Raw genomic sequence first — 26,978 nt, 5'->3', positions numbered from 1 at the left:
GGTAACCATAAAGGAAAACACGTGACAAAAAAGCATATTCTTATCACAGGGGCAGGACAACGGATCGGCTACGCGCTTGCTTGTCACTTTCTTGCACAAGGGCATCAGGTCACTGTGTCATATCGGACACCGCGTCCCCAAGTGAGTGAGCTTATCGAGCGAGGCGCTCATTGTATTCAGGCGGACTTTTCTACCGATGCCGGCATTCACGCATTTATCCAAGCCATTGACGCGCACAATCCGGTGTTTGATTGCTTAATCCATAATGCCTCATCGTGGGACAGTGAAAAGCAAAGCCAAGATTTCGCGGCTTTGTTTGACAGCATGATGCAAATCCACGCCAAAACGCCTTATCTAATCAATATGGCGGCAACCCGATGGATGAATAGCGGCGACATTATTCACCTGACCGATTATGTGGCCCATAAAGGCAGCGCAAAACACCTTGCCTATGCCGCGAGTAAAGCCGCGCTTGAGAACCTCACGCTATCGTTTGCCCAACAACTCGCCCCCGACATCAAGGTAAACAGTATTTCCCCCGCGCTTATCATGTTCAACGACGGCGATGACGATGCCTACCGTGAAAAAGCGCGCAAAAAATCGATTTTGGGCACCGTGCCCGGCGAGCAGGAAGTGATCAACGCCTGCGACTTTATTCTTGCCAGTCAGCATATGACGGGCCAATCCCTTAAACTCGATGGCGGACGCCATTTAGCGTAATTGCCTAACTGGAAAGCACAATGATGAATGACGCTGTGATCAAAATTACCAATCTACGTTTGCGTACTTATATCGGCTTCAACCCCGAAGAGCAGGAAAAGAAGCAAGACGTGGTGATTAACGTAGAAATTCACTATCCCGGCCACAAAGCCAGCCAAGAGGATAATGTTGACGACGCACTGAACTATARAGTGATCACCAAAGCGATTATCGACTATGTTGAGAATGGCCGCTTTTTGTTGTTGGAAAAACTGGTCGCCGGCGTGCTCGACATTGCACGCGATCACCACTGGGTGCGTTACGCCCAAGTAACCATTGATAAGCCGCATGCGTTAAGGTTTGCCGACTCCGTCTCACTGAGCCTCAGTTGGACAGACCGCGATTCGTAACCGCGTAAAGAGTTCGTTAGAATAATTCGAACATCTTGTTCAAGGTAACTTGGTTCTGAATTTCATTTTACCTTATATACTGTGTTGGAATTGTTATTAGGACAGGGACTATGACAGCAAAAACGAGTTACGATCCTGTAATGCGGGTGCTGCACTGGCTTTCTACTCTGGTCATTATCGGCTTGTTTGCCGTGGGCCTGTGGATGGTCGACCTTAGCTATTACAGCAGCTGGTATCAAACCGCCCCACATTGGCATAAATCTATTGGGATCTTGCTCGCTGGCGCCACCGTACTGCGCTTAGGGTGGAAAATCACTCATACAATGCCCAAGGTTGAGGGCAAAGCGTGGGAACGCAAAGCAGCGACCGCGGCACATCACACGATTTWTTTGCTCCTCGCAGTACTGTTTGTGTCTGGGTATTTAATTTCCACCTCAGATGGCCGAGGTATCGACGTGTTTACTTGGTTTACCGTGCCGAGTGCTGGGGAACTTTTCCCTAATCAGTCGGATATCGCAGGTGACGTACACTATTATGTTGCCATTACCCTGATTGCCTTAGCCGCTGTTCATGCACTGGCTGCGTTAAAGCACCATTTTATCGACAAAGACAATACGTTACGGAAGATGATCGGAGGAAACCCGAAATGAAAAAACTCATGTTAGCCATGGGAATTAGCGCCGCGACACTCTTATCTGGGCCTGCATTGGCAGACACTTATATGATTGACACCAAAGGCGCACATGCCTCTGTCAACTTCAAAGTGCCTCACTTGGGCTACAGCTTTATCAAGGGTCGCTTTAACAAATTTGATGGTCAGTTTGAATTTGATCCCAACAACATTGGCGCGTCTAGCGTGACAGTAACCGTTGATACCACCAGCTTGGACTCCAACCAAGCCGAGCGTGACAAGCATATTCGTAGTGCGGATTTTCTTAACGCGAGCAAGTTTGGCCAAGCCACTTTCAAGAGCACCAAGGTCACAGATAATGGCGATGGCTCAATGACTATTGCAGGCGATCTCACCTTGCATGGGCAAACCAAGCCGATTGAGATTGACGCTGAATTAGTTGGCCACGGCGATGACCCTTGGGGTAACTACCGCGCAGGCTTTATGGGCAACACTCGCCTCGAGCTTGCTGATTTCGGCATTGCCACTATGGGTCCAGCCACGTATGTCGATATGGAGCTGCACGTAGAGGGCATCCGCCAATAAGGGATAACCCTTTCCTTCCCTACTAATCCACACGCCCCGGCACCTGCTGGGGCGTTTATTATCTATCCCTAAAACATTCACTATACTCATGAAAAGCGACGCCTTGGTCTGGCGATGATATCCATTAAACGATAAGGATGCCTGTYTATGAGACTCACCTCTTTTAAGCGTCTTTTCTTCGTTTTTGCTTTCTGTCTCGCCACACTTCCGGCACAAGGGGCGATGAAAATTGTTACCGCAGTCAACGATGTTTGGCCTCCTTACGTCACCCGAGATACGGCTAAACCGGGCTTCTCTGTCGAAGTGGTGACCGCAGCCCTTTCTACCCAAGGCTATGACACCAAATTCTTACTCTTCCCTTGGGCGCGTGGCTTGTACGAAGTCAGAAATGGGCGAATCGACTTAATCACCACCACTTGGTACACAGACGCACGTAGTGAATTTCTGCTCTACAGCGACCCCTATTTCGCAACCAATATCGATATCATGATGCGAAAAGACACAGCGTTTGACTTCACTGGCCCAGAAAGCCTTACCGGCAAACGGGTTGCCAGTGTACTCGAATATGGCTATGAGTCTTGGTTTTTAGACGCGGACTATTTTCAACGGGTGGAAACCACCTCGCTAAGTTCGAGCTTACAAATGCTCGCTGCCAAACGGGTCGATCTGGCCGTGGGCAATCGCTTTGTGATGCAACACGAGCTCGAACCCTTAAACCTAAATACTGATGATTTTCACTTTTCCCCCACTCCGATGATCAAACAACATATCCATGTCACCGCCGGCAAAGCCAACCCTAAAGCGCAAGAATATATTCAAGCCTTTAACCGCGGGTTAGAAATAATCAAACGGAATGGCACCTTTGACGATTTGAAGCAAAAATACGGGCTGCTCTTACCAGACGATGTGACTGCAGAGTGAAACCCTATCGTCATACTTGCTGGTTAGGATGCCTATCAATGTCTCATTACATCAGTTTGGCTATGACTTCTCCGATTAACATTGCATTCTTCGACTTAGACGAAACACTGATTGCCACCGACACCAAGCAAGCGTGGCTGGAATACCTTTGCCAGTACGATCTCGCCCCGCAAAACGTGGTCGACCAAGAAAAACAGGCGTATCTGGATTTTAAAAAAGGCCGCATCAACCTTGAGCAGTATATGCAAGTGCAGTTGAGCCCAATTAAAGGAAAATCCACTCAAACTGTGGCTGCATGGGCGACCGACTTTATCGATCAGCGCGTCGCTCCCGTGGTAGTGCCACAAGCGTTAGAGCGCATCGAGTGGCACCGAACACGAGGCGATCACTGTGTGCTGGTATCGAATACCGCCGCACACTTGGCAAGGCCGATTGGCGAACTACTCAAACTCGATACCGTGATTGCGATTGAGCTTGAAACATTAAATGGTGTGTATACAGGCAGCATATCCCATTGCGTGCGTGATTTTCGTGGCAAGCATGACTACATGCAGGCATGGCTATCTGACCGTCATGACACGGTCGGCCACACATACGGTTACAGTGATTCGCACTGGGATGTCCCCTTGCTTGAGCAAGTTGACAGCGCTTTTGCGGTTAACCCTGACCCGCACTTAAGCCTGCATGCCCAAGAAAAAGATTGGACCATTATGGAATGGGCTCGCTACGACACCATTCGTGATTAGTAAAAGATCACAGGAAACGTGACGACAGGGCGCCTCGTGTGCCCTTTTTAACAACACTCACTTGAGAATGATTATCATAACCGTTATCTTTAACGTATGATCGGCTGGCGACCTCACGCCGTAGTCACACGCATAATGAACGAGATTAACGCTTATGAGAAAACACCTGCTAATTATTGCGGCGCTCTTGCTCTCTCCGATGGCGCACGCCGACCAATTAAAACACGCGGACAAGCTAAAAGTGGTGACCAGCTTTACCATTCTCGCGGATATGGCCGCCAACGTAGCGGGCGAGCATGCCGAGGTAGTGTCTCTCACTAAACCCGGCGCGGAGATCCACAATTACCAACCCACTCCGGGAGATATTCTGCGTGCGCAAGGTGCGGATGTGGTGATGTGGAACGGGTTAGGCTTAGAGCGCTGGTTCGAACGTTTTTTCCAGCACATTGATAAGGTGCCGAATGTGATCTTATCTGACGGGGTGGAGCCGATTGTGATTGCCTCGGGCCCGTATCGTGGGAAGCCCAACCCACACGCGTGGATGTCGCCCTCTGATGCGATGCGATACGTTGATAACATCGAGCAAGCCCTGATTAAGTACGACCCTGCCAACCAAACGCACTACCAAGCCAATGCCAAAGCCTACAAGGCGCAAATTCAAGCCGTGTTCGCGCGTGCGCAAGATGCCTTATCCGCTGTCCCCGAGTCCCAGCGTTGGTTGGTAAGCAGTGAGGGTGCGTTTTCTTATCTCGCGCGTGATTTAAACCTCAACGAAGCCTATTTATGGCCGATTAACGCCGAGCGCCAGGGCACACCGCAACAAGTGCGCGCGCTGATTGATACCGTGCGAGAACACCAAGTGCGTGCTGTCTTTTCCGAAAGCACCGTGTCTGATGCGCCCGCCAAACAAGTCGCCGCGGAGACCGACGCACACTATGGCGGCATTTTATATGTCGATTCGCTCAGTCAAGCTGACGGGCCCGTGCCTGACTATCTATCCTTACTGACAGTTACCACAGAAACCGTGTTAGCGGGGTTACGCCATGACGCACTATGATTTAACCGACGGCACGCCCAGTGTGTTAGATGTCAACGAGGTGCGTGTCGTGTATCGAAACGGCCTGTGTGCCCTTGAACACGCCAGCTTCTCGCTGCCAGCGCAAACCATTACTGCCCTAGTCGGTGCCAATGGCAGCGGCAAATCCACCTTGTTTAAAGCGATCATGGGGTTTGTGAATCCCGGCAGTGGCAGCATTGCGGTCAACAGTACTCCCATTAAGCAAGCGCAAAAAGCAGGCTTGGTCGCTTATGTGCCTCAATCGGAAGAGATCGATTGGTCGTTCCCGGTGTTAGTGGAAGACGTGGTGATGATGGGCCGCTACGGCAAGATGTCATTTATGCGTCGCCCCAAAGCGGCGGATCATCAAGCGGTGGATGAGGCCTTGGCTCGGGTAGATATGAGTGCATTTCGCCAGCGCCAAATTGGTGAACTGTCCGGCGGACAGAAAAAGCGCGTTTTCCTCGCCCGCGCGCTGGCTCAGCACAGCCCGCTGATTTTACTGGATGAGCCCTTTACTGGCGTAGATGTCACCAGTGAAGAGTCGATTATGCGTTTGTTGCTCGAACTCAAAGACGAGGGCAAAACCATTTTAATCGCCACCCATAACCTTGGCACCGTGCCTGACTTTTGCGATCGCACCGTGCTGGTCAATCGCGCGGTGGTGGCAGGCGGACGCACTGAGCATGTGTTTACCACCGAGAACCTGAGTGCCATTTTTGGCGGCAAACTGCGCCAGTATGTCATGCCTAGCGATCAACTCCACCAAGATGCCGATCCGCGCGAGCTGTCGGTGATTTCCGACGATGAACGTCCCTTGGTAGTGTACGGCAAGCGCGAACAAAGCGCGCAGGAGCGGCGCGAATGAGCTTACTCGATCCCCTCGCCTATCAATACATGCAAAAAGCATTGCTGGTCACCACCTTGATTGGCGGCGTGTGCGGCTTGCTCTCTGCCTTTTTGATGCTCAAAGGCTGGTCGCTGATGGGCGATGCCCTCTCTCATGCGATTGTACCGGGCGTTGCCGGCGCTTATATGCTGGGCTTGCCCTTTTCGCTCGGTGCCTTTGTTGCCGGCGGCATGGCCGCGAGCGTGATGCTGTTTTTGCATCAACGCAGCCACATCAAACAAGATGCGATCATCGGTTTAATTTTTTCGAGCTTTTTCGCCTTCGGCCTGTTTTTAGTCTCGATTTCGCCCGTCGCGGTCGATATTCAACAAATTATGCTGGGCAACTTGCTCGCCATTGCCCCGCTCGATGCGGTGCAAATGCTGATCATTGCCTTGGTGAGCCTCACCGTACTGGCGGTGAAATGGCGTGATTTTATGCTGACCTTTTTTGATGAAAGCCACGCCCGCTGCATTGGCTTGCCAGTCGTAGGGCTCAAGATGCTGTTTTTTGCGCTGCTCAGCGCTTGCACCATGGCGGCACTTAAAAGTGTCGGTGCCTTTTTGGTGATTTGCTTGGTGATCGCCCCCGGCGCCACCGCCTATTTATTGAGTGATCGCTTCGGGCCCGTGTTGGTGCTGAGCGGCGTCATCGGCACACTCACCTCACTGTTTGGGGTGTATATCAGCTATTTCGCCAACCTTAACGCCGGCGCACTGATTGTGCTGGCCCAAGTGGGACTCTTCTTAACCGCCTTTGTGTTCGGCCCCAAACACGGGATCCTCGCGCGGCGCGCCAAACGTCAGGAGGCACTGCAATGAATCCGTATCAACTGACTTTTATGCAAGATGCCTTGCTGATGGCCGTCTTGGTCGCGCTGCCTTGTGCGCTGCTTTCATGCTATTTGGTGTTAAAAGGCTGGTCGTTAATTGGCGATGCCGTGGCACACGCGGTGCTGCCGGGATTGGTGCTAGCAAACTTGTTTGGCCTGCCGCTGATTGTCGGCGCCTTTGCCGCCGGCTCCGCATGCGCCACCAGTGTGCATTGGCTCAAACAAAATAGCCGTGTGAAAGAAGACACCTTGCTGGGAATTGTGTTTTCTGGCTTTTTCGCCCTGGGGCTGATTTTGCAAGGCCAGTTCCCGTCTGATTTGCATCTTGACCATATTCTATTTGGCAACCTGTTGGGGATTAACCACCAACAGCTACTCACCGCCGCCATCACCGGCTTAGTCGTGCTTGCGCTTGTACTGCTTAAAGGGCGAGATTTAATGCTGCTCTCGTTCGACCCCGCGCAAGCCAGCGTGCTCGGGCTCCCGGTACAAAAGCTTCACTGGCTCTTACTCTCGGTAATGATTGCCACCATTGTTGCCGGGTTACATGCAGTAGGGATTATCTTAGTGGTAGCGATGTTGATTGCACCGGGCGTCACCGCGTTTATGCTCAGCAAACAATTTAGCCGCATGCTATGGATTGCCTGTGCAATTGCTTTAGTCACCGCCGTGGGCGGCGTGACCCTGTCATTTTACCTCGACAGCGCACCCGGTCCGACCATTGTATTGCTACTCACCGGCTGTTTTGTTGTGACCTTTGCATGGCAGCAATATCAAATCCACCGCAACCAACAGCGCCCACAGCCGACGCGCCAAACCACAAAAGCAACGCGCTCTGCGACAACGCATTCAGCGCAATCGCACTAATCGGCATCGGCGAACACAGCGGCACCCCATCCTCAGCAGTGCGCGAGAAAGAGCTCGCGCACATTGCTCGTCGCATAGGTTTTATCGCCCATGGCCGTCATCTTGCCTTAACGCACGCCAAATACCATAATTAGGTATATATTGGTATCAACGAGTTTTAACCATGGCAAAGAATACAAGTATTACCCTAGGTGAACACTTCGATGGCTTTATCGCTAGCCAAATCGAAACAGGGCGTTACAGCTCGACAAGTGAAGTCGTTCGCGCCGCACTGCGTTTACTCGAAAACCAAGAGACAAAACTGCATACACTGCGTCAACTTCTCGTGGAGGGCGAACAGAGTGGCGATGCTGAGTACGACATCGATAACTTTATCCAAGAAATCGATGCCGAAGACACGCAATGAAGCCATTTACGCTGACTATCGCCGCCAAAACGGACATACTAAAATCGTTCTAATCGCGCACTTCACCCCACCAACCCAATTCGCTCCTTGTGTTCTAACCAACTTCTTGTACCCACCTCACAAAACATGGCTTACCTAACACTTTGGACAATAACGCACGAAAACCAAAACAGCCCTTGATAGACTAATCCCAAATCTACCAACTCAATGGCGTGTTAGGTGCCGACAACTGACTGGCGGTAGCGTGGCAAAACACAGGATGGTCAACCTGTTTACCGGCTAGATAAACGCAAAGCATGCGCGTTTATCCGTGATAGATTCACACTATCCCAGAATGGATGAAAAAAAGAGCCTATTAGTCATGTGTTTACAGATTCACGCTTGGGGATAGTGTGAATTCCTGAGTAGAAATAGGCGGCATGCACACTTTCGCGGAAAAGAGATATGTATGAGAGGCAATAGACTCCATCTATTTCAGTTGGTTAGATGAAAAAAAGTGCGTATAACGGTTTTGGGAAATCGTGCATGCGCACTAATACAATGTTAACTTTTTAGTGAGGACTCAATGAAGGCTATCATAATTGGAGCTACTTCAGGAATTGGGCGTGAGCTCGCTAAGCAAATGTCAGTTTATGGCTATGTTGTTGGAATAACAGGTCGGAGGTCTGAACTATTGGATTCGCTTGAGGAAGAGTTACCTGGAGAATGCTTCAAGACTACCATGGATCTAGCTGAAATTTCTGAAGCCGTGAAAGCATTTAAAGAATTGCTTAGAGAGATGGATGATGTCAGCGTTGTCGTAATCAACTCAGGGACTGGAAATGTCGATCCAACATTTCCTCTTTCTGGTGAGCTTGAAACAGTGGCGGTAAATGTGGCGGGTTTTACCGCCTTGGCGAATGTAGCATACCACTACTTCGCTAACAAAAAAGAAGGGCATATTGTGGCTACATCTTCGATTATGGCTTTGAGAGGTGGGCCGTGTCCATCTTATAATGCATCAAAAGCTTATATGTCCAATTATTTGGAAGGTGTTCTTTGTAGATCTCGTATGGAAGGTCACAATATTGTTGTTACAGATGTCAGGCCAGGGTTTGTTGACACTGCTATGGCCAAAGGCGAAGGTATTTTTTGGATGGCTCCAGTTGAAAAAGCGGCAAGACAAATATTCAAGGCAATTAAGAAAAGGAGAAGAATTGTCTATATTACGAAAAGATGGAGGCTTGTTGGATTCCTTGTATCGTGCATGCCATTTAAACTTTATCTTAAAGTCATCAGTTAACAAGCCAATGCACGCGAAAGGCGCGTGATTGGAGCGTTAGAAGGAAATTGAAGTGAATCACTTATTTCAAAAATTACACATGCCTGCAGACTTAGCCATTGAATTCGTGGCGACATTTGCGCGGATGGAACATGCTTTGAAGTCAGCTGGATATGCATTAGGTAATGAAGATAAGGTTGAGCCTGCTTGGGATAGATTCGCCAATAAGATTCACGAACAATTTGATCAGTTGGCTTCCGAAGAATTAATTGCAGCAAAGGATTTACTATTAAATTCACCGCCAAGAAAGCAAGTGCTCCTAAACGGACAAGTTATCTTCCAAGAACAGCTCTTAGATCAAAAACAGAGAACCACACAGCAAATTATTAGGTTTGTCCGAACGGTGAGAAACAACCTATTCCACGGCGGAAAGTTTCTTCCTATAGGGGAAGCCGAATCAGGAAGAAATGAGGCTCTTGTACGGTCTTCGCTAAAAATTATCAAAGCTTGTATCGAATTGAACGAAGAGGTTAAGCAAAGCTATGAGCACTAATCCTTCTAACAAGCAGCTGCAGCGGATCAATTTACGCTGCGCTCCAATTGCCCGCTGAGCTGGGCGTTAGCGATATTATAAAAAGGAAGTAGTAAATGACGAAGTGTCCAACTTGCTCAAAAAATAGACCCTTAGAGTCACATCTTTTTGAGCTTTCGGAACTCTGTAAATATTTGGGTAACTCAGTTGAGTTTACTCAACATGGTAGTACTCGAATAGTGAAAACGTCAGTTATTGGTGACTGGTTAAAACTTGCTGCTCATTTAAAAAGAGTTGATATGGAGTGGTGGCGATATAGAGATGAAATGTCAGAAATCTACTGTCCTTCAGATATTGACGATGAGGCGTTAGATGAGGAACATTTCACACAATACTCTACTGCATTGACTCGTTTTATGTACGTTGCGAATGCAATGGAAGAGGCTTATCGGTTTATTGACAAAGAATATCACTCTTTGGATGTTGTCGTTAACATGCCCCAAAATAAACGGCTTCGAGAGCCAAGCATGAGAGCAACAGTAGTGATCGATCTACTTCCTAAAGATTCTTTGCCTGACAATTTTTTTCATATAATGAAAAACTTAGAGATAACCTTTAGAAAGTACATTGACCACTTTTCTCTAAGGGTCAATGGCATAGATGATGTGAAGGAAACTGATAATAGCGCTGGTTTGCATTTAATCAGAAACCTACGAAATCATATTGCCCATGGTGTTTTCCCAATAATTGACAATCCAGAATATTGGGGAGGTGAAGATAAAAAGAGAAATTTGTTAAATCTCCTTTTTCACGCTTCGAGGGCAAGTGCTGTTTACATTCAAGCAATCCTTTTCAATTTTAACGAAGGCTTTCAATCTCACGACTACTTCCATATGAAAGATGTATGGGATGAAGAAGAGGAGTATTTTGAAAGTAATTGTACAATCAAGATAGCAAAATCTTTGCATTTGACTGGCGCATACAGTTTTTCCAAGCCTGTGGAGTCATATTGCTAACACATATGAGCCCTTCTCCGGTCAATAGGCAATAGCATTTTTTTGGCTGCGCAGCAGCCAATGCTCTCGAACAGCAAAGTCGTCTACTTCATTCTGTCATTTCCGCCATTAAGTCATTGCTTACGGCAAACACATATAGAAGGTCTCTTACTGCGGTCTCACCGCTGCCTGCAATCATGTGACAGGGCCATTAGACATTATTCGGTTAACCCAAGCAGACGCTATTCAAAAAGAAGACTAAACGTTTTGTAACCCTCCTTAAAGAATAATACCTAGCAATTAGAGCTTTTCCGTTTTACACCTTTAACTTACCAACACCTAGGTTTGCGTCCCATCGTACAATCTCGCACTGCTACCCTTGCCACAACTCAATCGTTAACGTCGCTTTCTATCCACGCGACAGCTCTGTCTTTCGGTGGAACAATTTTGGGAAAGTAATTGTTATGTATCCATCACCTCCGTCGACTGACACAACTGCATCCAGGCCTCGGCGGTGCGTGAAACATAGCGCTCGCCGTGCCAGACTAGTCCCAGTTGCCATTCAATCGCCGGGCTTATCGGTTTCACTAGCAATAACTCACTGTCTTCCAAGCTGGCGCTGAGGCGCTGACATAAGGGCGCAGGTAAAAATGCTACCCCTGCACCACTTTTCACCAAGGCGGCTAAAAAATCCCACTGACTGCTACGCGCGGCAATGGTGGGCTGATAACCGTGCTCTTCACAACGGGCAATAATCCGATCGCTTAGAGTGAATTCAGCGCTATATAGATAAAACGGCTCGTCTTTAACAGCCTGCCATGTCAGGCTTTTTTGCGCACGCCACACGGCTTGGTTGGGCAGCACTGCATAAATGGGGTGAGTTTGTAAGGGTAAGCTTTGCAAGCACTCGGGCTGGGTGTCGGTGAGCATGGTGATTGCCACATCAATCTCGTCATTGATCAATGCTTGTTCGGTGCGCCGTCCCCCGTATTCAACAATACTAAGCGCGACATTTGGGTAGCGTTGGCGGTATTCACGCAGCACATTGGCATACAGCGGCCCTATCATCGGTGGCATCCCCAATCTAAGCTGACCGCGCGCCAATTGGTTGAGATCGTCCAGCTCGGAATTTAGCTGCTCGAACTCAGCAATAATGCTCTGCGCGCGCTGATACACCACCTCACCAGCATCGGTTAACCAAAACCGCCTTCCCTCTCGGTGCAACAACGGCTGACCCACATCTTGCTCAAGGTTACGCACCATTTTACTGATTGTCGGTTGCGTCACATGCAACGACGCCGAGGCGGCAGTAAAGCTCTGCTTTTCCACCAGAGCAATAAAATAGCGCAACGCACGAATATCCATAAACGGCCCTTAAAACCTAATCGTTAACCATGCCATTTTGGCATAGTTGATGGCGAAAAAAGCAGAGGAACTGGCACTTCTTACCATGCGTCACTAGGTTACGCTTTCGGTAACATGAAGCAGTCTCTCATCAAGTCTCGCTCACCGCGTTTGATGCCTGCTTCTTTTGCCAAGCGCTCCCATTTCGACACGGCCTGGGCGACTTGACGATAAATCTTGTCAGCTGTTTTCACATCGAGTTGAAAGTACTCTGCCACCTCAAACGCTAGGTCAATATCTAAAGCATTATCTTTGTCGTCAATATTTAAGTGCAGACCGTGGGCATGTTGTGTTGAATTGATGTCGTAAGCGGGTGACAGTCGCCAACCTGTCGTGTCAAAAATAAAGCCATGATTACGTAGGTGATCGTCACTATTGGCAACCATGATATTAAACAGCATACGTCTCCAAAGCTGTGCCAAATCCGCCCGCGTATTAGAGCCGTTCTGGATAAGATATTCCGCTAACTCTAAATAGCTCGCTCCATCATCATTGCCATCGAAATATTCAAGCTGTGTCATTGCTGACGTAAAGTGCAGTCTCCTACCGTCATCGGTACGATCAAATCGTTTAGTCAGGAAAATATGGTGGTCTGAGCCAATGGCCTGCACCTTACATTCAGCCATATTGATCCCAGAGTCCAAGGCCATTTGGTACACTAAGTATTCCCACAGGCCAATATCATAATCGTCATACCGACTTGGAAACTTTGCCAGCCATAAAGTACCATCGACACCTCTTACAGAAGCTTTCGGCCTAGCTCCGCCCAACGATGACCCTGGCGAGATAAGCATATTCAACCATTTAAGGTAATCAGGATTATCAAAGTCAGGTTTGTCCTCGATGCCTTGCGCTGCACATTCTAGCTCCGCGAGTGAAGTCATAGCTGGAGCCGCCAGATCGTCATTGTCGTCAAGAAAATTGCCACCATGCTCGGTACAAAACCTTAAAGCGCCCATTCTAAACGAGTCATGAACACCGAGGAGATAGTCGGTTTCGTATAATGTGTTCGCTCTACGTCCCTCAATGCGGGCTATAACAGCTTCTCGACGTTGCATCAGCAAGCGCCCCCATCGATCAGGGCAAGAATCCAAGAATATCTTGAAGTTTTTGTCATCTTCAGCGTGCTGCTCGCCACTATATAAATGAAGGCAAGGATCGATTTGAGAAGCATACTTAGATTTAAGCCAGGTCTTGTCATAGCAAAAGCTGAAATGCTCTTTACCACGGATTCGCGATGCTCTCAGTGTCCCAATAAACAAGGGCGGCTCAGTTTCTATCCAATCGGCGTAGACAAAGATTTCCATTCGTTTGATGCCCTATCGTCTCGTTTTCAACAACTCGATATCTTGCAGCTTCCTACCAAGTTCATCATCGAGCGCGACTTTACCTAGATCGTCTAATAAACCGAGTACGGCGAGCACATTAACATAATGGCCTAACGACACTGTCGGATCGCCTTTTGTGATTTTTCGTAGCGTTGGTTTCGAGATCCCTGTGCGCTGATGCATTCTATCTTGACTGATCCCTCGACGTTTCATCGCCAATAAGATGTTTTCACCCAATTGATGCAATATTTTCATCTGCCGCGGGAACACAGTGGCACCACGCTTGGGCGGCGCTTCCTTATCATACTTCATCATAATGAAACTAAAACTTGATAAAAACTCAATATGTAAAAATATAGTTTCACATTAAAAAGAAATCAAAGACAATCTGCTAAGACTCGATTTGTCAAAGACAACATGACGGACTACCCATAAAAATGAAACTATAAATTATTTTTAAGGAGATATATGAAAACATAGTTTCACTTTTAGTACCAGGCATGTATGACGAAAAACTGATTCCTCACGGGACTAGGTCGTCGCTAACGCAGCTTTATCGCTCAACAAATCATGCCATTTTGGCATAGTTTAAATAAAAAAAAGTCACTTTATTCACTCTCTGCCAAGACGTAAACTATGAGCCATCTCACAGATTCTTGGCACGCCTTCGATGCAATTGATTAAAAACGCCTTACTTACCTTACTGCAAGTCTTTGTCTTAGCGGGCATTTGGTTTTTGTCTGATTGGTTGGTCACAACCTTTGCTATTCCACTACCAGCCAACCTCACCGGTATGTTGCTGTTGTTAGGCGCATTGATGTTGAAAATTGTCCGGGCTGATTGGTTACGTCGCGGGGCGGCGTGGCTGTTAGCCGAGATGTTGCTGTTTTTTGTGCCGGCAGTGGTGGCGGTGGTCAACTACCAAGATTTATTGCTGCAAGAAGGCGGTAAGATCATGGTTGTTCTGATTTTAAGTACCGCGATGGTGATTGCGTCAACCGCTTGGGTGGTCGATAAAGTGTATCGTTTTGAGGTTAAAATGGCGCGCCGCCGCAGTAACCATCACCACACGCATCATCCTGATTTAAAACCGGAGTGCTAAGCCATGATGTCTGCTTTACCTACTTGGCTTCATGCCTCGTTATTAAGCGTTACCTGCTTTTTAATGACCCTTGGCTTTTATTACATGAGCAAATGGCTGTATCGCCGTCATCCCTCGATTCTGGTAATGCCATTGTTGCTCGCGCCCTTGCTGATTGTCGCGGTAGTGGTTGGATTTAATATCCCGTATCAAGACTACATGGCGCAATCGTACTGGTTGCTGTGGCTGCTGGGCCCGGCGACTGTGGCGTTTGCGATCCCTGTGTATGATAACCGCGCGCTCATCCGCCGCCATTGGTTGTCACTATCGATTGGCGTCACAGTGTCTGTGCTGGTCGCAATTACTAGTACTGTGGTGCTAGCGCGGGTGTTTGAGCTGTCTGAACTGCTGCAACGCAGTTTGGCGATGCGCTCAATCACCACCCCTTTTGCCGTCGAAGCCACTAAAGCGATTGGCGGGCAAAGCGATCTCACTGCGCTGTTTGTGGTTCTCACTGGAGTGATTGGGATGGCGATTGGTGAAAGTATTCTGACCGTGATTTCGATTCGCTCGCGCTTAGGACGCGGCGCAAGTTTGGGCGCATCAGCACACGGAGCCGGCACCGCTAAAGCCTATCAGATAGGCCATGCCGAAGGGGTGGTGTCGAGTGTGGTAATGATGATTGCGGGCATGGTCACTGTGTTGCTTGCCCCTGTGTTAGGTCAGCTGCTTTGGTAGGTGATCGCTAAGGGCTTTTCTGCGCTACGTTATCTGTAACAACAGAAAAGTGGGAGAGGATGAAAGTTTCTGCTTGGTGCGCAGGTCTTGATCCTCACCAACCCTAATAACGAGGCGATCATGAAACAGCACAAATCAATGTGGCGAGTTATCGCGTTCACAGCGTTCAGTTTGCTATCGATAGCAAGTTATGCAGCGGTGAAAGACACTGCCACCACGTCACAAGGCTACCAAAAGGCCACTCTCGCCGGCGGCTGCTTTTGGTGTACAGAATCTGATCTTGAAAAGCTCAACGGCGTGATTGATGTGGTGWCTGGCTACTCAGGCGGTGAGCTTGAAAATCCCACCTATAAAGAGGTCTCGTCCGGCACCAGTGGGCATATTGAGGTGATTGATGTCACCTATGATCCTAACGTCCTGAATTATGAACAGGTGCTGGATCAGTTTTTCCGTCATATAGACCCCACCGATGACCAAGGCTCGTTCGTTGACCGTGGCCCGCAATATCGTCCCGCGATCTTTTATCGCTCTGAAACACAAAAGCAAATTGCCGCGGATTTTATGGCGGAAATTGAAGCGTTAGGCGTGTTTAAAAAGCCGCTGAAAACCGAATTGATTCCGTTCGAGACATTCTGGCCAGCAGAAAGTTATCATCAGGATTACTACAAAAACCACAGCATTCGCTATAGCTACTATCGCTATGCATCAGGGCGTGACCAGTATCTGGACGAGATTTTTGGTGACGATCGCAAAGACAACCCGGTCACCTTGCGTGAGATGATTGATGCGCAAAAAGCGGAAGAGATGACATCAACGAACACCCGCTACTCGCGCCCCTCGGATGAAAAAATTCGCGCGATGTTGTCAGACATTGAATACGAAGTCACTCAAGAAGACGGCACTGAACCCGCATTCCGCAATCGATATTGGGACAACAAACAAGCGGGGATTTATGTGGATATCGTTTCGGGCGAGCCGCTGTTCTCCTCCACTCATAAATACAAATCCGGTACTGGCTGGCCGAGCTTCACACAGCCCATTAATGAGCAGTATGTGGTTACCAAGCCGGATAATTCGCTTTTTTACACGCGCACCGAGGTCCGCAGCAAGGTCGCCGATTCGCACCTTGGTCATGTGTTTGAGGATGGTCCCGCCCCCACCGGCTTGCGCTATTGCATGAACTCAGCCGCGATGCGCTTTGTGCCCGTCGATAAAATGGCCGWTGCCGGTTATGAGGATTATCTCTATTTGTTTGAGAGCCAATAAAGTTAACGCCGACACGAAAACGCCCCAGCGAGTTCTCACTGGGGCGTTTTTTATATGTGAATGATTAAACAATCAGTTCACCGGTTTTTGTTCAGGCGGCGTTTGACCGTATTTTTCAAAAATGGCACTGACTTCGCCTGAGGTAACCATTTGCTGAATAGTCCGCTCAAACTCAGGGAAATAATTCGCCACCGGTGATTTTTTCGGGATGCTGACATACCGTCCATTATAAAAACGGTCAACAAAGTTAGCTTGAGTGAACGCACTCACCGCAGTGAACTTATCAATATCATGACTGGAAGATGTCACTGCCACATCAATGCGCCCGTTTTCCAGCACCTTGATAATTTGTTCCGTGTCGTTGTAATAGCGACGCTTAAGATCGTCAGTATTGTTAAATAAATCGGAGTAGAAGCTATCACGCAGTGCGCCGATCCGATACTGCTTTAGCTCTTCAAAACTGTTGATTTGCTGGTTAACGTTTGGGCCGATGATGTAAAACACTTCACGGACGCTGTAACCATACGGAACGGCATTCAAAAAGGCCTCACGCTCATTGTTCATCGAATGACGTGGAATAATATCAACTTCCCCAACTTCGGCCACGTTGATCGTTCTTGCCCAAGGTACCGTTGACCAATCGACGGTATGGCCCATTTTCTCTAGCGCAACAGTAATGATTTCAGCCACTGGCCCATCACATCCCGCTTCGGTAGGGATCAACTCAGGCGCACGATCACGACAATGGGCTCTAAAGGTATCAGCAGTCGCCGGTACCGCGACAAGTATCAGTGCCAAAAGTAAGTGTTTCATTGTTTACCCTCACTGTGAACAATACTCATTAAGCGTAGCGAGACCTTTGCAAATGCGCCTACTTTTTAATCAGCACTCACAACAAACACAAAGGTGACCCCTGTCAGTGTTTGCGGTAAAGTCCTTTTATCTCAGGCATATCACATCAATAGGGACATGGCATGCACACCATCTTAATTACTGGATTTGAACCGTTCGGCGGCGAGAGCGATAACCCGTCTTGGCAAGTGGCAAAAGCATTAGAAGGCTGGCAGCCTAATGAGGAGTGCATTGTTAAAGCCGTGCGCCTGCCCTGCACCTTTGCAGACAGCTTACCGACGTTACACAGCGCGCTAGAATCGCTCAGTCCGGTGATGGTGATCGCACTTGGCCAAGCCGGTGGTCGCGCAGAGATAAGCTTAGAGAAGGTCGCGATCAATTATCAGGACGCGCCCATTCCCGACAACGCCGGTAAGCAGCCGCATGGTACGCCGGTGGTGCCATCTGGACCCACTGCGTATTTCTCTACCTTGCCCCTCAATCGTTTAGTGAACGCATTAAACGAAGCGCATCATCCTGCCAGTGTTTCTTACACCGCGGGCACCTTTGTGTGTAACCACGTGTTTTATGGCTTGATGCATGCGCTGGCTCATCACACCGAGGTACGCGCCGGCTTTATTCATATTCCCTACAGCCCAGCACAAGCGTGCAAACACCGCGCCCCGAGCATGCCGGTAAGTGATGTGGTGGCAGCGATGAAGATAGCCATCGAGTTGAGTTTATTGGATGATGATGTCACCGCCGTGTGTGAAGGCATGTTGCACTAAGACGCGGTAGATGGCGCTCAGACGATGACGCTCAAACAATAGCGCTTAGTAGGCGGAGCACTGTGGCGGTTACCGTGCTCCTAACCTAATTGCTTAGAACAGCCACTCAGTGACGAGATCGTTGTCAGTCAGCACGCTATCGAGAAAGGCAAACAAGTGCGCATTCATCGGAGCCGTATCAAAGGCGCGAATGGAGTCAGGGTCTTGAATAAAGCGTTTGTTGGCGGCCTCGCCCTCTGGATAGGCGGCTTGCAGTAAACCTTCAACCGCCAGAGGCGTCAACTCAAGGTGGCATTGAAAGCCATACACCCGTGGTCCGTACTTCACGATCTGGCGCGGACAGCCTTCGCTGCTAGCCAGTACACGACTATTGGGTGTTAGCCCCGGCATATCATTATGCCAATGGCCCACAATTTCTTGCGGCGCAAAGTGCGGGATGTGCTCGTCAATGTGGCCATCTTCGCTTAATTGGATGGGGAAATAGCCAATCTCGGGCTCAGGACTTTTCTGATACGGCGCGCCCAAGGCTTCACCAATCAATTGCGCCCCGAGGCAAATTCCTAACACCGCGCTGCCTTGTTCGATACACTGCCTAATCAGCGCTTGCTCGCGTTGGCTATCGAAATGCGGACACTCAGACTGTGGCGTATCTGGACTCTGCGGCCCGCCGAGTACCACCAGCAGGTCAATGCCTTCACCGCTTTCTGGCAACGGCTCGCCCCGATACAAATGACTGGTGGTCACATGATAGGCACGCTCGTCACACCAATCTAAAATGGCTCCTGGGCCTTCAAACGCCTCGTGAATAACAAGATGGACGCGCATTCCTCTCTCCTTGGGATTTGTTTTAGGCACGATTGTGCTAAAGCATACTATATTGAGCCGCGGCCTCAAGCCTTGCCCACCACGAGTGGTGGCCTTGCTATAAACGCTTGAGTCAACAACTGAAACAGTTGTTCGGTTGTCGGCAATTCACCTAAGTGCGCCGACAAGGGGGTATGCACCTCGGCCTCAATGCGATCGGGGTGACCACAAAGCTGATTACACAGCGATACAGGGGCAACAATATGTTGGCAATCGGCATCAATCAGCAGACACGCTTGTGCCAGCATTACGGTTTGTTTGCCTGCACCCGCACCTAAATGCAGAATACGCTGGGCGGTTCCCACCACTTTTTTGCCGGCAATATTGAGGTTGTAGTCACCATCACAATACGATCCGGGCGTGTCACCCACCGTGGTCGCAATGCCTAACTGATGGAAAAAAGACTGCAAAATGGTGCAAAAATACTGGTACGCCATTTGGATATGATAAGGGGTGTTATTCGGCCACACCGTCAGGTAAGACACGTTAATCACGCCGGGTAGTTGCGGCACCGGCGCCCCGCCTGTTCGGCGGCTCTGTATTTGCCAACCTAACGCTGATAGGGCGCGACGCAATTCAGGCGTTTGGGGCCATTTTTGGCCTGCTGGCAGCACCAAGGTTTGCGCATCTGGCTGCCAAAGCAGTAATGCCTCGTTGAGTTCACCCTGCTCTATCCGGCGGATCAGCGCCTGTTCTTTCTCAAATGCAGATGCTACCGACAGCGAGGGATAACGCAGAATCGTTTTTTGAGTCGCCATCATACCCTCGCTATCGTCACGTTCACTGATTGCGCGATTAACCGAATAAGCGCTGCCAAATGCTTGGGTTGCGTTTGTCGTGGTACTCTTCACGTAAGGCATCAATTTGGCGCAAACCTTGTTGCGCCTTATCAAGGTCGCCTTCGCTCAACGCGGCATCAATTTCCTCTACCGTCACCGCCAGCTTATCGAACCCTTCCATGAAGGTCTCTGCTTTTTCCGGTGGATAGCTACCCGCTTTAGCTTGCGCGATCAGGGTTTCTAGTTTCGCGACCGGGGCTTGCATGGCTTCGATACTTTGTGCGCTCGCCGCCTCTTTAAAGGTCATTTTCATTTCTTTCATGATCGGCTTGAGCTCAGAGGCCGAGACGTTCAACGACAGCAGCACCGCCATCGCGCCCGTGAGTATGACTTTCTTCATTTTTGCTCCATGTGATTGTTTTTTAGTAATAATAATGCGTCTGTATCTTACTCACTTCTCAGGGTATTGCCTAGTATAGAAGCGTAAAACAATGTAAAGCACTTACACATCCCGCATCCGAATGGTATGATTAATTGTAAATGATAATGATTTTAAGTTAGAAAACATGAAACAGCCGAACTATCACCTCACTCACGTTATTGATACCCAAACCGTCACACCTAATATGCAACGCTTGACCTTACAAAGCGACGCTTTCGCGGCGTTCCCTGCAGAGTGTGAAGGCGGCTATATCAAGTTACTGTTTGATAAAGCGGGAAGCACAGATCTGAGCGGATTAGCAGAAGGCGAGCGCCCCGTAATGCGTACCTACACCATTCGCCGCTTTATGCCTAGCCAGCAACAAATTGAAGTGGATATGGTTCGTCATCAAATCGAGCAAGCCGACTGTGGTTTTGCCGCGCGCTGGGCTCTGAATGCCCAAGTGGGCGATACCATTAATATTGCCGGCCCTGGGACGATTGCGCCGATTAATCGCGATGCGGATTGGTTCTTTATGGCGGCCGATATGACCGCGTTGCCGGCACTATCGGCCAAGATCAAGACCTTGCCTAACAATGCCAAAGGTTATGCGGTGGTTCAGCTCGATGCCGAGGAAGATGCCCAACCACTCGACGCCCCCGCGGGGATGGAGATTATTTGGCTGACCACCCCGACGTTGGCCGAGACGGTAAAAGCTCAGCCTTGGTTAGCCGGGCAAGTGTCCGTGTGGTGTGCCTGTGAGTTTGAAAGCATGCGCGCACTGCGCCAATACTTCCGTAACGATCGTGATGTTGAGCGCGAGTTTATCTACATCAGCAGCTATTGGAAAAATGGCGTGACCGAAGAAGGCCACAAGGTGATCAAGCGCGAAGATGCTGAGARCAATCAGTAAGCCTGAGCACCTCGTTTTTTATCGACATTGAGCGTGCTTATCGCGTCTCTACCCGCATAAAAAAGCGCCGCTAGCGGCGCTTGTCTCGTTTCAGAGGGTTACCCTTTGATTACTTACCCTGCTTGTCGAGCAAGTCTAAGAAGAAGGCATATTCCAATGCATCTTCTTTGATGCGCTTAAAGCGCCCCGATGCGCCGCCGTGGCCGGCTTCCATGTCGGTTTTAAACACCAACGTATGGTTGTCAGTTTTGAACTCACGTAGTTTCGCGACCCATTTCATTGGCTCAAAGTACTGCACTTGTGAGTCATGTAAGCCTGTGGTGACCAACAAGTTGGGGTAATCTTGCGCGGTGACATTGTCGTACGGTGAATAGCTGAGCATATATTCATAGTAGGTTTTGTCATTCGGGTTGCCCCACTCATCATACTCGTTGGTGGTCAGTGGAATCGACTCATCCAGCATGGTAGTGACAATATCCACAAATGGCACATGCGCCGCCACGCCTAAATACAACTCTGGCGCTTGGTTGATGATCGCCCCCATTAACAAGCCACCGGCTGAACCACCAACGGCAAACACCTTGTCTTTATCACCATAGCCCTGCGCGGTCAGCGCTTTAGTCACATCAATAAAGTCGTTAAAGGTATTCTTTTTGTTGAGTTTTTTGCCATCGTCATACCAAGGGCGCCCTAGCATTTCAGAGCCACGAATATGGGCAATAGCAAAGACAAAACCGCGATCTAGCAGGCTTAAACGCGTGGTAGAGAACATGGGATCCATGGTCGCGCCATAGGAGCCATAGCCGTATTGATAGAGCGGGTTGGTACCATCTTTTTTGAAGCGATCTTTACGGTACACTAAAGATACAGGCACTTGCGCGCCATCACGTGCGGTGATCATCACCCGCTCGGATTGGTAGTTGTCCGGGTTGAAATCACCCAGCACTTGGTTTTGTTTGAGCATTTCACGCTCGCCCGACGCCAAGTCAAACTCGTAATAGGTGCCCGGCGTGGTCAAGCTGTTGTAATACACGCGCACCGCGGTGTTATCCATCTCTGCATTGCCGGTCAGGTAGGACGCATAAGCCGAGTCGTTAAACGTGAGCTGATATTCCTCCCCAGTGGTGAGGTTACGCACTGTGGTACGCGGCAAGCCATTCTCGCGCTGCTCGTAGACCAAGTGGTTATCAAATAGCGTAAAATCAACCAACTGCACCTTATCGTTTGGCGCGATCACATCTTGCCATTGACTGCGATCGTCACGCTCACTTTGGTGTACCTTCATCAAGCGGAAGTTGACTGCTTGATAGTTAGTATAGATGTAATACCACTCGCCACGCTTCGCTACTTCATATTCGATGCCAGTTTCTCGCGGATAAAACACTTGGGCGGTGGCATTCGGATCATTGGCATCCACGAGCGATACGCCGCTGGTTTCAGTGCTAGAGTGCCAAATAAAGATCTGCTCACCGTCTTTGCTTTTGCTCAAGCCGGTGTAGTAGCTGGTATCCGTTTCTTCGTATATTAACGTATCAGCGGATTGTGGGGTGCCCAAACGGTGGCGATACACCTGATATCCCAGCAAGGTTTGCGGATCTTTTTTGATGTAGTAGAAGGCTTGGTTATCGTTCTGCCACACAATACTGCTCGAGGCGCCTTCAATCTTATCATCGAGGTACTCACCGGTGGTGAGGTCTTTAACTTGAATGGTATAAACGCGGCGGCTGAGGGTATCTTCCCCATAGGCTAATAGGTTTTCGTTTGGGCTGACACTGAGTTGGCCAATGCTGTAAAACTCATGCCCTTTCGCGAGCGCGTTGACATCCAAAATTACCGTTTTGTCGGTGCCGGCAAAATCTTTCGCACGCACGTAAGTGCGATATTCATTATCGCCTTCCACCTCACTGGAATAGAAATAACTGCCTTTTTTGACGGGAACCGAGGCGTCGTCTTTGACGATACGCTCTTTGATTTCATCGAATAGTTTGGCCTGCATTGGCTCAGTGTGCGCGAGCACCTGATCGGCATAGGCGTTTTCTTGATTAAGATGAGCGATCACATCGGGATCTTGGCGTGCATCGTCACGCATCCAATAGTAGTTATCCACGCGCGTGTCGCCGTGAATGGTCATTTCATGAGGGATTTTTTTCGCGACAGGCGCACTCAGTTCGCCTGGGCTGGAAGCTTTCACGTGTGACTCTCCTTGAAAACTGCACCCTGAGAGCAAAGACACCGCCAGTGCTCCGGTGAGTAAAATGTGTCGGGACATACTTTTCCTTCAGGTTTATTTAGCCATAACAGTAATTTAACAAGCAAGCATCCTATTACTGACCTGAGGGCATCAAGCAAGTTCCAATAAACAATGTTCTTTTTATCGTTCGCCAAACGACTGACTGACGCATCGTTTCTTAATACCAGTCCATATTATAAGCCTAAAACAGCTAATTCTTATCTTTTAGCTATAAAAGGCTAATCATAGCAAAGTGAGGCTTTGTGTGATCACAACGCCCACTAATGTCGTGATCACTACCGACAATAACGAACCAATTAAAACGTATTCGGTTAGGCTGCGATCGGCAGAACGCGTTAGCTCACCAAAGCGGAAAATCGACTTGGCTGCCAGCACAAAACCGACAGCGGTATAGCTGCCAAGCAAGGTAAAGGTCAGGATCAGAATACGCTCTAAATAGCCAATCAACGCCCCCGCAGCTACGAGGCCATGATAATCATGTTGATGATCAGAGGGTGAGTCTAACGTGACCGTAAAGCGCTGTAACACATGACCAATCAATACTGATGTCGGCTTTAAGATCAATAAATAGCCTGTGCCAATCACGACGAGCTCGCTAAACAGAGGCATCTCGGTCAGTCCAACCCAAGGTGGCTGTGCCACAAAACTCAGGGCAATTAGCCCTAGTACCAAAAGGTGTATGCCTTGGCTCACCGTAAAACGGGCCAGTGATGACTGCGCGACAAGTTGGCCATCAAGCACTGCCACTACGCGCTTGGTGATTATGCCAACCGCCAATACGCCCAATAGCGGCGAGACGTTTTGAGTCCAAAACACCGCAGGTACCAGTAAACATAAACCGTAGAGGAGCGGTCCCACCGCCCAATCCATTATTCGCGCGCGTGATGTCGATTTCGTCCACCAATTCGTAGGCTGTAGATAGAAATCATAAATAAGATGAGTCAGTAACAAGGGAACCAGCAAAGAAAGGAAGGCCATCATACTTGCGCCTCCACAGCTTGCTGAAACTCGGCCAACAATGCCTCGATAAGCCCCCAACCCGCCGCTTTAAGGGACTTACTCACGGTTGCATTCGCGACTCCAAGTGCGGCCGCTAACTCACCGTACGCAAGTGGTTGATCGCGCTGTAATAAAGGCAGCATCATTTCGCATTGACGAGATGTCGCATCGCTGAGTTGCCGGTCAAGATAACGGATCAACAACGCAAATCTGTCTTCAAGATCGGCATTGGCGCAAAAAAAGGCCAGCCGCTGGTTTTTCATTGCTTTTAAGCCGCGGCCAGATAGTACAAACGCTTGTCCCATTGACTCTGACACCGCCTCACGCAAATCCGCTTGCTCGGCAATCGCAAAGCTGATGCGACAATCAAACGGTTTTCCCAGTGCTTTGATGGCGACACGATACATCACGACATAGTGAAGCGCGTTCGCTACATCATGGATCACAGATTGAAACTCATCACCGCGTATAATGCTGTGCTGATTAGCGCAATGCGCTCGTGAAATATGGGCTTGTATGGTTTTGATTTGCGCCAGTACTCGCTCATACTCATCTCGATTTAAGGCGGTTGAATCCACCAGATCGCCACTGATCACCGCAATGGGTGCCTTGCTTTCTGTCGCCATTATTCATCCTTGTTAACCAACCCCGCCAAATTTAGCCTTTTTTGGCAAAAAATACAAATTTATCCATAAATGGCAAAAAAATAAGCGAGGCCGCATCATGCGACCTCGCTGTTACTGACGTGACTATTACTAACGCGTTAGCTACTAAAGCTGGGTCATATCGATCACCTTATCCGGCCAGTGCTCAATAAATTGTGGCTCGTGAGAAACCACAATTACGGTGCCTGCATACGCTTTAAGGGCGTGCTGCAATGCCATTTTTGCATCGACATCAAGATGTGTGGTGGGCTCATCTAACACCAGTACATTGGTTGCCATCACGGCTAAACAACAAAGCTTTACTTTGGTTTGCTCACCCCCGCTCAATGTATGCAATGGCCGCACCGCCTTTTTACCACTGAGACCACATTCAGCCAGCTTCTGGCGCGCGGTTTTATCTGTGAGCTGGCCTACCCCACACACGGCCTGAACCGGAGAGCTTTCCGGAAATCGCCAATGTAAGCCTTGCTCAAAATATCCCCACTGTATACCGTTTGCCGTGTCAATCTGGCCCCGTAGTGCAGGGATTTCTCCCAATAAGGTTTTTAACAATGTCGATTTTCCCAAGCCATTGAAGCCAATAATCGCGACTTTTTCGCCCCGTTGAATCTGAAGTGATAACGGCGGCAAAAGCGGCGTTCGATAGCCAATCTGCAACCCCTTGGCGGCCAATACATGTTGCGACCGTAATGGTTTGTATTGGAACGCAAAGCTTACCGTCTCACGCGTCTGTTTTTTTTCAATCGGCACCATTTTCGCAAGCTGTTTCTTGCGCCCCTTGGCAATACGCGCATTCACACCTGCGCCGTTCTTGCGAATATAGGTGGCCAACTTATCCATTTTTTTCTGCTGTGCGAGGTATTGCTTGTGCCGTGTTTCACTCTGCTGCGCCTTTTGTGCCATTGCTTGCTGATACGATCCTTTGTATTTGCGTATCTTGCTCTGGTCGATATCAACAATCGCTGTCGTGATCGACTCAAGGAAAGCCTCATCATGCGACACCACCATAAAGGTACCCGTATAGTGATTAAGAAACTCCGCCAACCAAGCAACGTGCTCAGCATCGAGGAAGTTCGTCGGCTCGTCGAGTAACATCACTTCGGCTTGTTCAAGCAGTAACTTTGCCAACATCACTTTATGCCGTTGACCGCCACTTAACTGGCCCATTGCGGTTTGCATGCCCAACGGCGCGATACCCAGCCCAGCCGAGACCTGTTCAATACGATGAGAGATACGGTAAAAATCTTGTGCCTCTAATTGGCTTTGCAGTCGTGCCGCTTTGGCAAGCACCGCGTCTGACGTGTCCGCCGACATCGATGCGTAGATAGCATTTAACGCTCGCTCAACCTCCACAAGATCGCGATATGCCAACGCCATAAAGTCATAGATAGACAGTGTTGGGTCGATCGTTAAATGCTGGTCTAAATAACCGACTTGGATATTCGGTTGCCAAACAATCTCGCCACTATCCGGCAGCAGTTCCCCTTGCAGTATTTTCAACAAGGTACTTTTCCCCACACCGTTCGCACCCGTCACGCCAACATGTTCACCATGATGTAGCACCACGCTCGCACCTTGGTACAACACTTTTTCCTCAATTTGAAAACAGATGTTTTCAATCACTAATAAACTCATGTTTCTTATCCATAAAAAAAGGCCGGTAACAAGTACCGGCCTTTCGTCATCATTAAAATGGATGCATTCTGCTGTGATCAGAATGCAAAAAGGCCGGTGATGGAGCATCACCGGCCGCACTCTCTATCGCGTCTTTACATCAGATACTGAGAGCCCTACGCAGAGGGCGTATGACAATATCTGA

The 26,978-nt window shown here is 49.1% G+C and carries 30 protein-coding genes; 19 read left to right on the top strand and 11 right to left on the bottom strand.

From position 1 onward, the window contains the following. Positions 1–21: 21 nt before the first annotated feature. From folM to BZJ17_RS05035, 14 genes are all read left to right on the top strand, one after another. On the top strand, positions 22–720 hold the full coding sequence (gene folM, locus BZJ17_RS05100; RefSeq protein ID WP_077457176.1) for a dihydromonapterin reductase: 699 nt from the start codon (positions 22–24) through the stop codon (positions 718–720). Between the two features lie 20 nt (positions 721–740). Then, positions 741–1,109, top strand: coding sequence for a dihydroneopterin triphosphate 2'-epimerase (folX, locus tag BZJ17_RS05095; RefSeq protein ID WP_198534097.1), 369 nt, complete (start codon positions 741–743; stop codon positions 1,107–1,109). Positions 1,110–1,219: 110 nt separating this feature from the next. Further along, positions 1,220–1,759, top strand: coding sequence for a cytochrome b (locus tag BZJ17_RS05090; protein WP_077639999.1), 540 nt, complete (start codon positions 1,220–1,222; stop codon positions 1,757–1,759). Then, positions 1,756–2,325: a YceI family protein gene (locus BZJ17_RS05085; protein WP_069588734.1), complete on the top strand. Its 570-nt coding sequence runs from the start codon at positions 1,756–1,758 to the stop codon at positions 2,323–2,325. Before BZJ17_RS05090 ends, BZJ17_RS05085 begins: the two co-directional genes overlap by 4 nt. A gap of 147 nt (positions 2,326–2,472) precedes the next feature. Beyond that, positions 2,473–3,246, top strand: a complete 774-nt coding sequence (locus tag BZJ17_RS05080; protein ID WP_077639998.1) for a transporter substrate-binding domain-containing protein — start codon at positions 2,473–2,475, stop codon at positions 3,244–3,246. Between the two features lie 38 nt (positions 3,247–3,284). Further along, a complete protein-coding gene (locus tag BZJ17_RS05075; protein WP_077639997.1) occupies positions 3,285–3,992 on the top strand; it encodes an HAD family hydrolase in 708 nt (235 codons plus the stop codon). 199 nt (positions 3,993–4,191) lie between these two features. Then, positions 4,192–5,049, top strand: a complete 858-nt coding sequence (locus tag BZJ17_RS05070) for a metal ABC transporter substrate-binding protein (protein WP_277868791.1) — start codon at positions 4,192–4,194, stop codon at positions 5,047–5,049. Beyond that, complete coding sequence (locus BZJ17_RS05065) at positions 5,036–5,917, top strand: ATP-binding cassette domain-containing protein (protein ID WP_077639995.1); 882 nt, start codon at positions 5,036–5,038, stop codon at positions 5,915–5,917. The genes BZJ17_RS05070 and BZJ17_RS05065 overlap by 14 nt, the downstream gene beginning before the upstream one ends. Then, a complete protein-coding gene (locus tag BZJ17_RS05060; protein ID WP_077639994.1) occupies positions 5,914–6,759 on the top strand; it encodes a metal ABC transporter permease in 846 nt (281 codons plus the stop codon). The genes BZJ17_RS05065 and BZJ17_RS05060 overlap by 4 nt, the downstream gene beginning before the upstream one ends. Beyond that, positions 6,756–7,637 carry a metal ABC transporter permease gene (locus tag BZJ17_RS05055; RefSeq protein WP_077639993.1) on the top strand — a complete coding sequence of 294 codons (882 nt, stop codon included), beginning with the start codon at positions 6,756–6,758 and terminating at the stop codon, positions 7,635–7,637. Before BZJ17_RS05060 ends, BZJ17_RS05055 begins: the two co-directional genes overlap by 4 nt. Positions 7,638–7,800: 163 nt before the next feature. Then, the gene (locus tag BZJ17_RS05050) at positions 7,801–8,043 is read left to right on the top strand and encodes a type II toxin-antitoxin system ParD family antitoxin (protein ID WP_069588744.1); all 243 of its coding nucleotides are present in this window, start codon (positions 7,801–7,803) and stop codon (positions 8,041–8,043) included. A gap of 565 nt (positions 8,044–8,608) precedes the next feature. Further along, positions 8,609–9,325, top strand: coding sequence for an SDR family NAD(P)-dependent oxidoreductase (locus tag BZJ17_RS05045; RefSeq protein ID WP_077639992.1), 717 nt, complete (start codon positions 8,609–8,611; stop codon positions 9,323–9,325). Positions 9,326–9,377: 52 nt separating this feature from the next. Beyond that, complete coding sequence (locus tag BZJ17_RS05040; protein WP_077639991.1) at positions 9,378–9,857, top strand: hypothetical protein; 480 nt, start codon at positions 9,378–9,380, stop codon at positions 9,855–9,857. A gap of 95 nt (positions 9,858–9,952) precedes the next feature. Continuing rightward, complete coding sequence (locus BZJ17_RS05035) at positions 9,953–10,852, top strand: hypothetical protein (protein WP_077639990.1); 900 nt, start codon at positions 9,953–9,955, stop codon at positions 10,850–10,852. Positions 10,853–11,293: 441 nt separating this feature from the next. On the opposite strand, the gene BZJ17_RS05030 is transcribed toward BZJ17_RS05035, so the two are convergent. From BZJ17_RS05030 to BZJ17_RS05020, 3 genes are all read right to left on the bottom strand, one after another. Then, positions 11,294–12,196 carry a LysR family transcriptional regulator gene (locus tag BZJ17_RS05030; RefSeq protein ID WP_077639989.1) on the bottom strand — a complete coding sequence of 301 codons (903 nt, stop codon included), beginning with the start codon at positions 12,194–12,196 and terminating at the stop codon, positions 11,294–11,296. A 98-nt stretch (positions 12,197–12,294) separates the two neighbouring features. Next, entirely contained in the window at positions 12,295–13,542 is a 1,248-nt protein-coding gene (locus BZJ17_RS05025; RefSeq protein ID WP_077639988.1) for a HipA domain-containing protein, read from the bottom strand. Positions 13,543–13,554: 12 nt separating this feature from the next. After that, positions 13,555–13,818, bottom strand: a complete 264-nt coding sequence (locus tag BZJ17_RS05020; RefSeq protein WP_051503382.1) for a helix-turn-helix transcriptional regulator — start codon at positions 13,816–13,818, stop codon at positions 13,555–13,557. A 415-nt stretch (positions 13,819–14,233) separates the two neighbouring features. Here BZJ17_RS05020 and BZJ17_RS05015 point away from each other — a divergent pair, with 415 nt between their 5' ends. From BZJ17_RS05015 to msrB, 3 genes are all read left to right on the top strand, one after another. Then, on the top strand, positions 14,234–14,665 hold the full coding sequence (locus BZJ17_RS05015; protein ID WP_046075946.1) for a CidA/LrgA family protein: 432 nt from the start codon (positions 14,234–14,236) through the stop codon (positions 14,663–14,665). 6 nt (positions 14,666–14,671) lie between these two features. After that, positions 14,672–15,382: an LrgB family protein gene (locus BZJ17_RS05010; protein WP_077640035.1), complete on the top strand. Its 711-nt coding sequence runs from the start codon at positions 14,672–14,674 to the stop codon at positions 15,380–15,382. A 120-nt stretch (positions 15,383–15,502) separates the two neighbouring features. Further along, positions 15,503–16,648 (top strand): peptide-methionine (R)-S-oxide reductase MsrB, encoded by a 1,146-nt coding sequence (gene msrB, locus BZJ17_RS05005; RefSeq protein ID WP_077639987.1) that lies wholly within the window; start codon positions 15,503–15,505, stop codon positions 16,646–16,648. Positions 16,649–16,720: 72 nt separating this feature from the next. Here msrB and BZJ17_RS05000 read toward each other — a convergent pair whose 3' ends face one another. Beyond that, positions 16,721–17,461 (bottom strand): ABC transporter substrate-binding protein, encoded by a 741-nt coding sequence (locus BZJ17_RS05000; RefSeq protein ID WP_077639986.1) that lies wholly within the window; start codon positions 17,459–17,461, stop codon positions 16,721–16,723. Between the two features lie 161 nt (positions 17,462–17,622). On the opposite strand from BZJ17_RS05000, the gene pcp reads away from it, so the two are divergent. After that, a complete protein-coding gene (gene pcp, locus BZJ17_RS04995) occupies positions 17,623–18,267 on the top strand; it encodes a pyroglutamyl-peptidase I (protein WP_077639985.1) in 645 nt (214 codons plus the stop codon). Positions 18,268–18,360: 93 nt separating this feature from the next. Here the strand turns inward: pcp and BZJ17_RS04990 are convergent, their stop codons facing one another. From BZJ17_RS04990 to BZJ17_RS04980, 3 genes are all read right to left on the bottom strand, one after another. After that, a complete protein-coding gene (locus tag BZJ17_RS04990; RefSeq protein WP_077639984.1) occupies positions 18,361–19,092 on the bottom strand; it encodes a gamma-glutamyl-gamma-aminobutyrate hydrolase family protein in 732 nt (243 codons plus the stop codon). A gap of 65 nt (positions 19,093–19,157) precedes the next feature. Further along, a complete protein-coding gene (locus tag BZJ17_RS04985) occupies positions 19,158–19,892 on the bottom strand; it encodes a lipoate--protein ligase (RefSeq protein ID WP_077639983.1) in 735 nt (244 codons plus the stop codon). A 34-nt stretch (positions 19,893–19,926) separates the two neighbouring features. Further along, positions 19,927–20,310 carry a cytochrome b562 gene (locus BZJ17_RS04980; RefSeq protein ID WP_069589925.1) on the bottom strand — a complete coding sequence of 128 codons (384 nt, stop codon included), beginning with the start codon at positions 20,308–20,310 and terminating at the stop codon, positions 19,927–19,929. A 166-nt stretch (positions 20,311–20,476) separates the two neighbouring features. On the opposite strand from BZJ17_RS04980, the gene BZJ17_RS04975 reads away from it, so the two are divergent. Then, entirely contained in the window at positions 20,477–21,244 is a 768-nt protein-coding gene (locus BZJ17_RS04975; protein WP_077639982.1) for a siderophore-interacting protein, read from the top strand. 109 nt (positions 21,245–21,353) lie between these two features. Here BZJ17_RS04975 and BZJ17_RS04970 read toward each other — a convergent pair whose 3' ends face one another. The 4 genes from BZJ17_RS04970 to BZJ17_RS04955 all read right to left on the bottom strand — a co-directional run bounded on the left by BZJ17_RS04970 (position 21,354) and on the right by BZJ17_RS04955 (position 26,794). Beyond that, positions 21,354–23,513 (bottom strand): S9 family peptidase, encoded by a 2,160-nt coding sequence (locus BZJ17_RS04970; protein WP_077639981.1) that lies wholly within the window; start codon positions 23,511–23,513, stop codon positions 21,354–21,356. A 204-nt stretch (positions 23,514–23,717) separates the two neighbouring features. Beyond that, positions 23,718–24,476 carry a DUF3307 domain-containing protein gene (locus BZJ17_RS04965; RefSeq protein WP_077639980.1) on the bottom strand — a complete coding sequence of 253 codons (759 nt, stop codon included), beginning with the start codon at positions 24,474–24,476 and terminating at the stop codon, positions 23,718–23,720. Then, complete coding sequence (locus BZJ17_RS04960; RefSeq protein ID WP_077639979.1) at positions 24,473–25,120, bottom strand: hypothetical protein; 648 nt, start codon at positions 25,118–25,120, stop codon at positions 24,473–24,475. Before BZJ17_RS04960 ends, BZJ17_RS04965 begins: the two co-directional genes overlap by 4 nt. 144 nt (positions 25,121–25,264) lie before the next feature. Next, a complete protein-coding gene (locus BZJ17_RS04955; protein WP_077639978.1) occupies positions 25,265–26,794 on the bottom strand; it encodes an ABC-F family ATP-binding cassette domain-containing protein in 1,530 nt (509 codons plus the stop codon). Positions 26,795–26,978: the final 184 nt, after the last annotated feature.

The sequence above is a fragment of the Salinivibrio sp. IB574 genome, from assembly GCF_001996205.1.
Classification (GTDB): Bacteria; Pseudomonadota; Gammaproteobacteria; order Enterobacterales; family Vibrionaceae; genus Salinivibrio; species Salinivibrio proteolyticus.
The sequence above is the reverse complement of the archived record's forward strand: the minus strand, read 5'-3'. Positions and strand labels throughout refer to the sequence as shown.

What these genes read in the sequence shown, in the direction of transcription:
- BZJ17_RS05050 (WP_069588744.1), top strand. Translation starts at nt 7,801, where the DNA reads ATGGCAAAGAATACAAGTATTACCCTAGGTGAACACTTCGATGGCTTT.
- BZJ17_RS05055 (WP_077639993.1), top strand. Translation starts at nt 6,756, where the DNA reads ATGAATCCGTATCAACTGACTTTTATGCAAGATGCCTTGCTGATGGCC.
- BZJ17_RS04955 (WP_077639978.1), bottom strand. Translation starts at nt 26,794, where the DNA reads ATGAGTTTATTAGTGATTGAAAACATCTGTTTTCAAATTGAGGAAAAA.
- BZJ17_RS04985 (WP_077639983.1), bottom strand. Translation starts at nt 19,892, where the DNA reads ATGATGGCGACTCAAAAAACGATTCTGCGTTATCCCTCGCTGTCGGTA.
- BZJ17_RS05075 (WP_077639997.1), top strand. Translation starts at nt 3,285, where the DNA reads ATGTCTCATTACATCAGTTTGGCTATGACTTCTCCGATTAACATTGCA.
- BZJ17_RS05060 (WP_077639994.1), top strand. Translation starts at nt 5,914, where the DNA reads ATGAGCTTACTCGATCCCCTCGCCTATCAATACATGCAAAAAGCATTG.
- BZJ17_RS04965 (WP_077639980.1), bottom strand. Translation starts at nt 24,476, where the DNA reads ATGATGGCCTTCCTTTCTTTGCTGGTTCCCTTGTTACTGACTCATCTT.
- BZJ17_RS05010 (WP_077640035.1), top strand. Translation starts at nt 14,672, where the DNA reads ATGTCTGCTTTACCTACTTGGCTTCATGCCTCGTTATTAAGCGTTACC.
- BZJ17_RS04980 (WP_069589925.1), bottom strand. Translation starts at nt 20,310, where the DNA reads ATGAAGAAAGTCATACTCACGGGCGCGATGGCGGTGCTGCTGTCGTTG.
- BZJ17_RS05015 (WP_046075946.1), top strand. Translation starts at nt 14,234, where the DNA reads ATGCAATTGATTAAAAACGCCTTACTTACCTTACTGCAAGTCTTTGTC.
- BZJ17_RS05085 (WP_069588734.1), top strand. Translation starts at nt 1,756, where the DNA reads ATGAAAAAACTCATGTTAGCCATGGGAATTAGCGCCGCGACACTCTTA.
- BZJ17_RS05030 (WP_077639989.1), bottom strand. Translation starts at nt 12,196, where the DNA reads ATGGATATTCGTGCGTTGCGCTATTTTATTGCTCTGGTGGAAAAGCAG.
- BZJ17_RS05025 (WP_077639988.1), bottom strand. Translation starts at nt 13,542, where the DNA reads ATGGAAATCTTTGTCTACGCCGATTGGATAGAAACTGAGCCGCCCTTG.
- BZJ17_RS05000 (WP_077639986.1), bottom strand. Translation starts at nt 17,461, where the DNA reads ATGAAACACTTACTTTTGGCACTGATACTTGTCGCGGTACCGGCGACT.
- BZJ17_RS05070 (WP_277868791.1), top strand. Translation starts at nt 4,192, where the DNA reads ATGGCGCACGCCGACCAATTAAAACACGCGGACAAGCTAAAAGTGGTG.
- BZJ17_RS04990 (WP_077639984.1), bottom strand. Translation starts at nt 19,092, where the DNA reads ATGCGCGTCCATCTTGTTATTCACGAGGCGTTTGAAGGCCCAGGAGCC.
- BZJ17_RS04970 (WP_077639981.1), bottom strand. Translation starts at nt 23,513, where the DNA reads ATGTCCCGACACATTTTACTCACCGGAGCACTGGCGGTGTCTTTGCTC.
- BZJ17_RS05020 (WP_051503382.1), bottom strand. Translation starts at nt 13,818, where the DNA reads ATGAAAATATTGCATCAATTGGGTGAAAACATCTTATTGGCGATGAAA.
- BZJ17_RS05035 (WP_077639990.1), top strand. Translation starts at nt 9,953, where the DNA reads ATGACGAAGTGTCCAACTTGCTCAAAAAATAGACCCTTAGAGTCACAT.
- BZJ17_RS04960 (WP_077639979.1), bottom strand. Translation starts at nt 25,120, where the DNA reads ATGGCGACAGAAAGCAAGGCACCCATTGCGGTGATCAGTGGCGATCTG.
- BZJ17_RS05065 (WP_077639995.1), top strand. Translation starts at nt 5,036, where the DNA reads ATGACGCACTATGATTTAACCGACGGCACGCCCAGTGTGTTAGATGTC.
- pcp (WP_077639985.1), top strand. Translation starts at nt 17,623, where the DNA reads ATGCACACCATCTTAATTACTGGATTTGAACCGTTCGGCGGCGAGAGC.
- BZJ17_RS05045 (WP_077639992.1), top strand. Translation starts at nt 8,609, where the DNA reads ATGAAGGCTATCATAATTGGAGCTACTTCAGGAATTGGGCGTGAGCTC.
- BZJ17_RS05080 (WP_077639998.1), top strand. Translation starts at nt 2,473, where the DNA reads ATGAGACTCACCTCTTTTAAGCGTCTTTTCTTCGTTTTTGCTTTCTGT.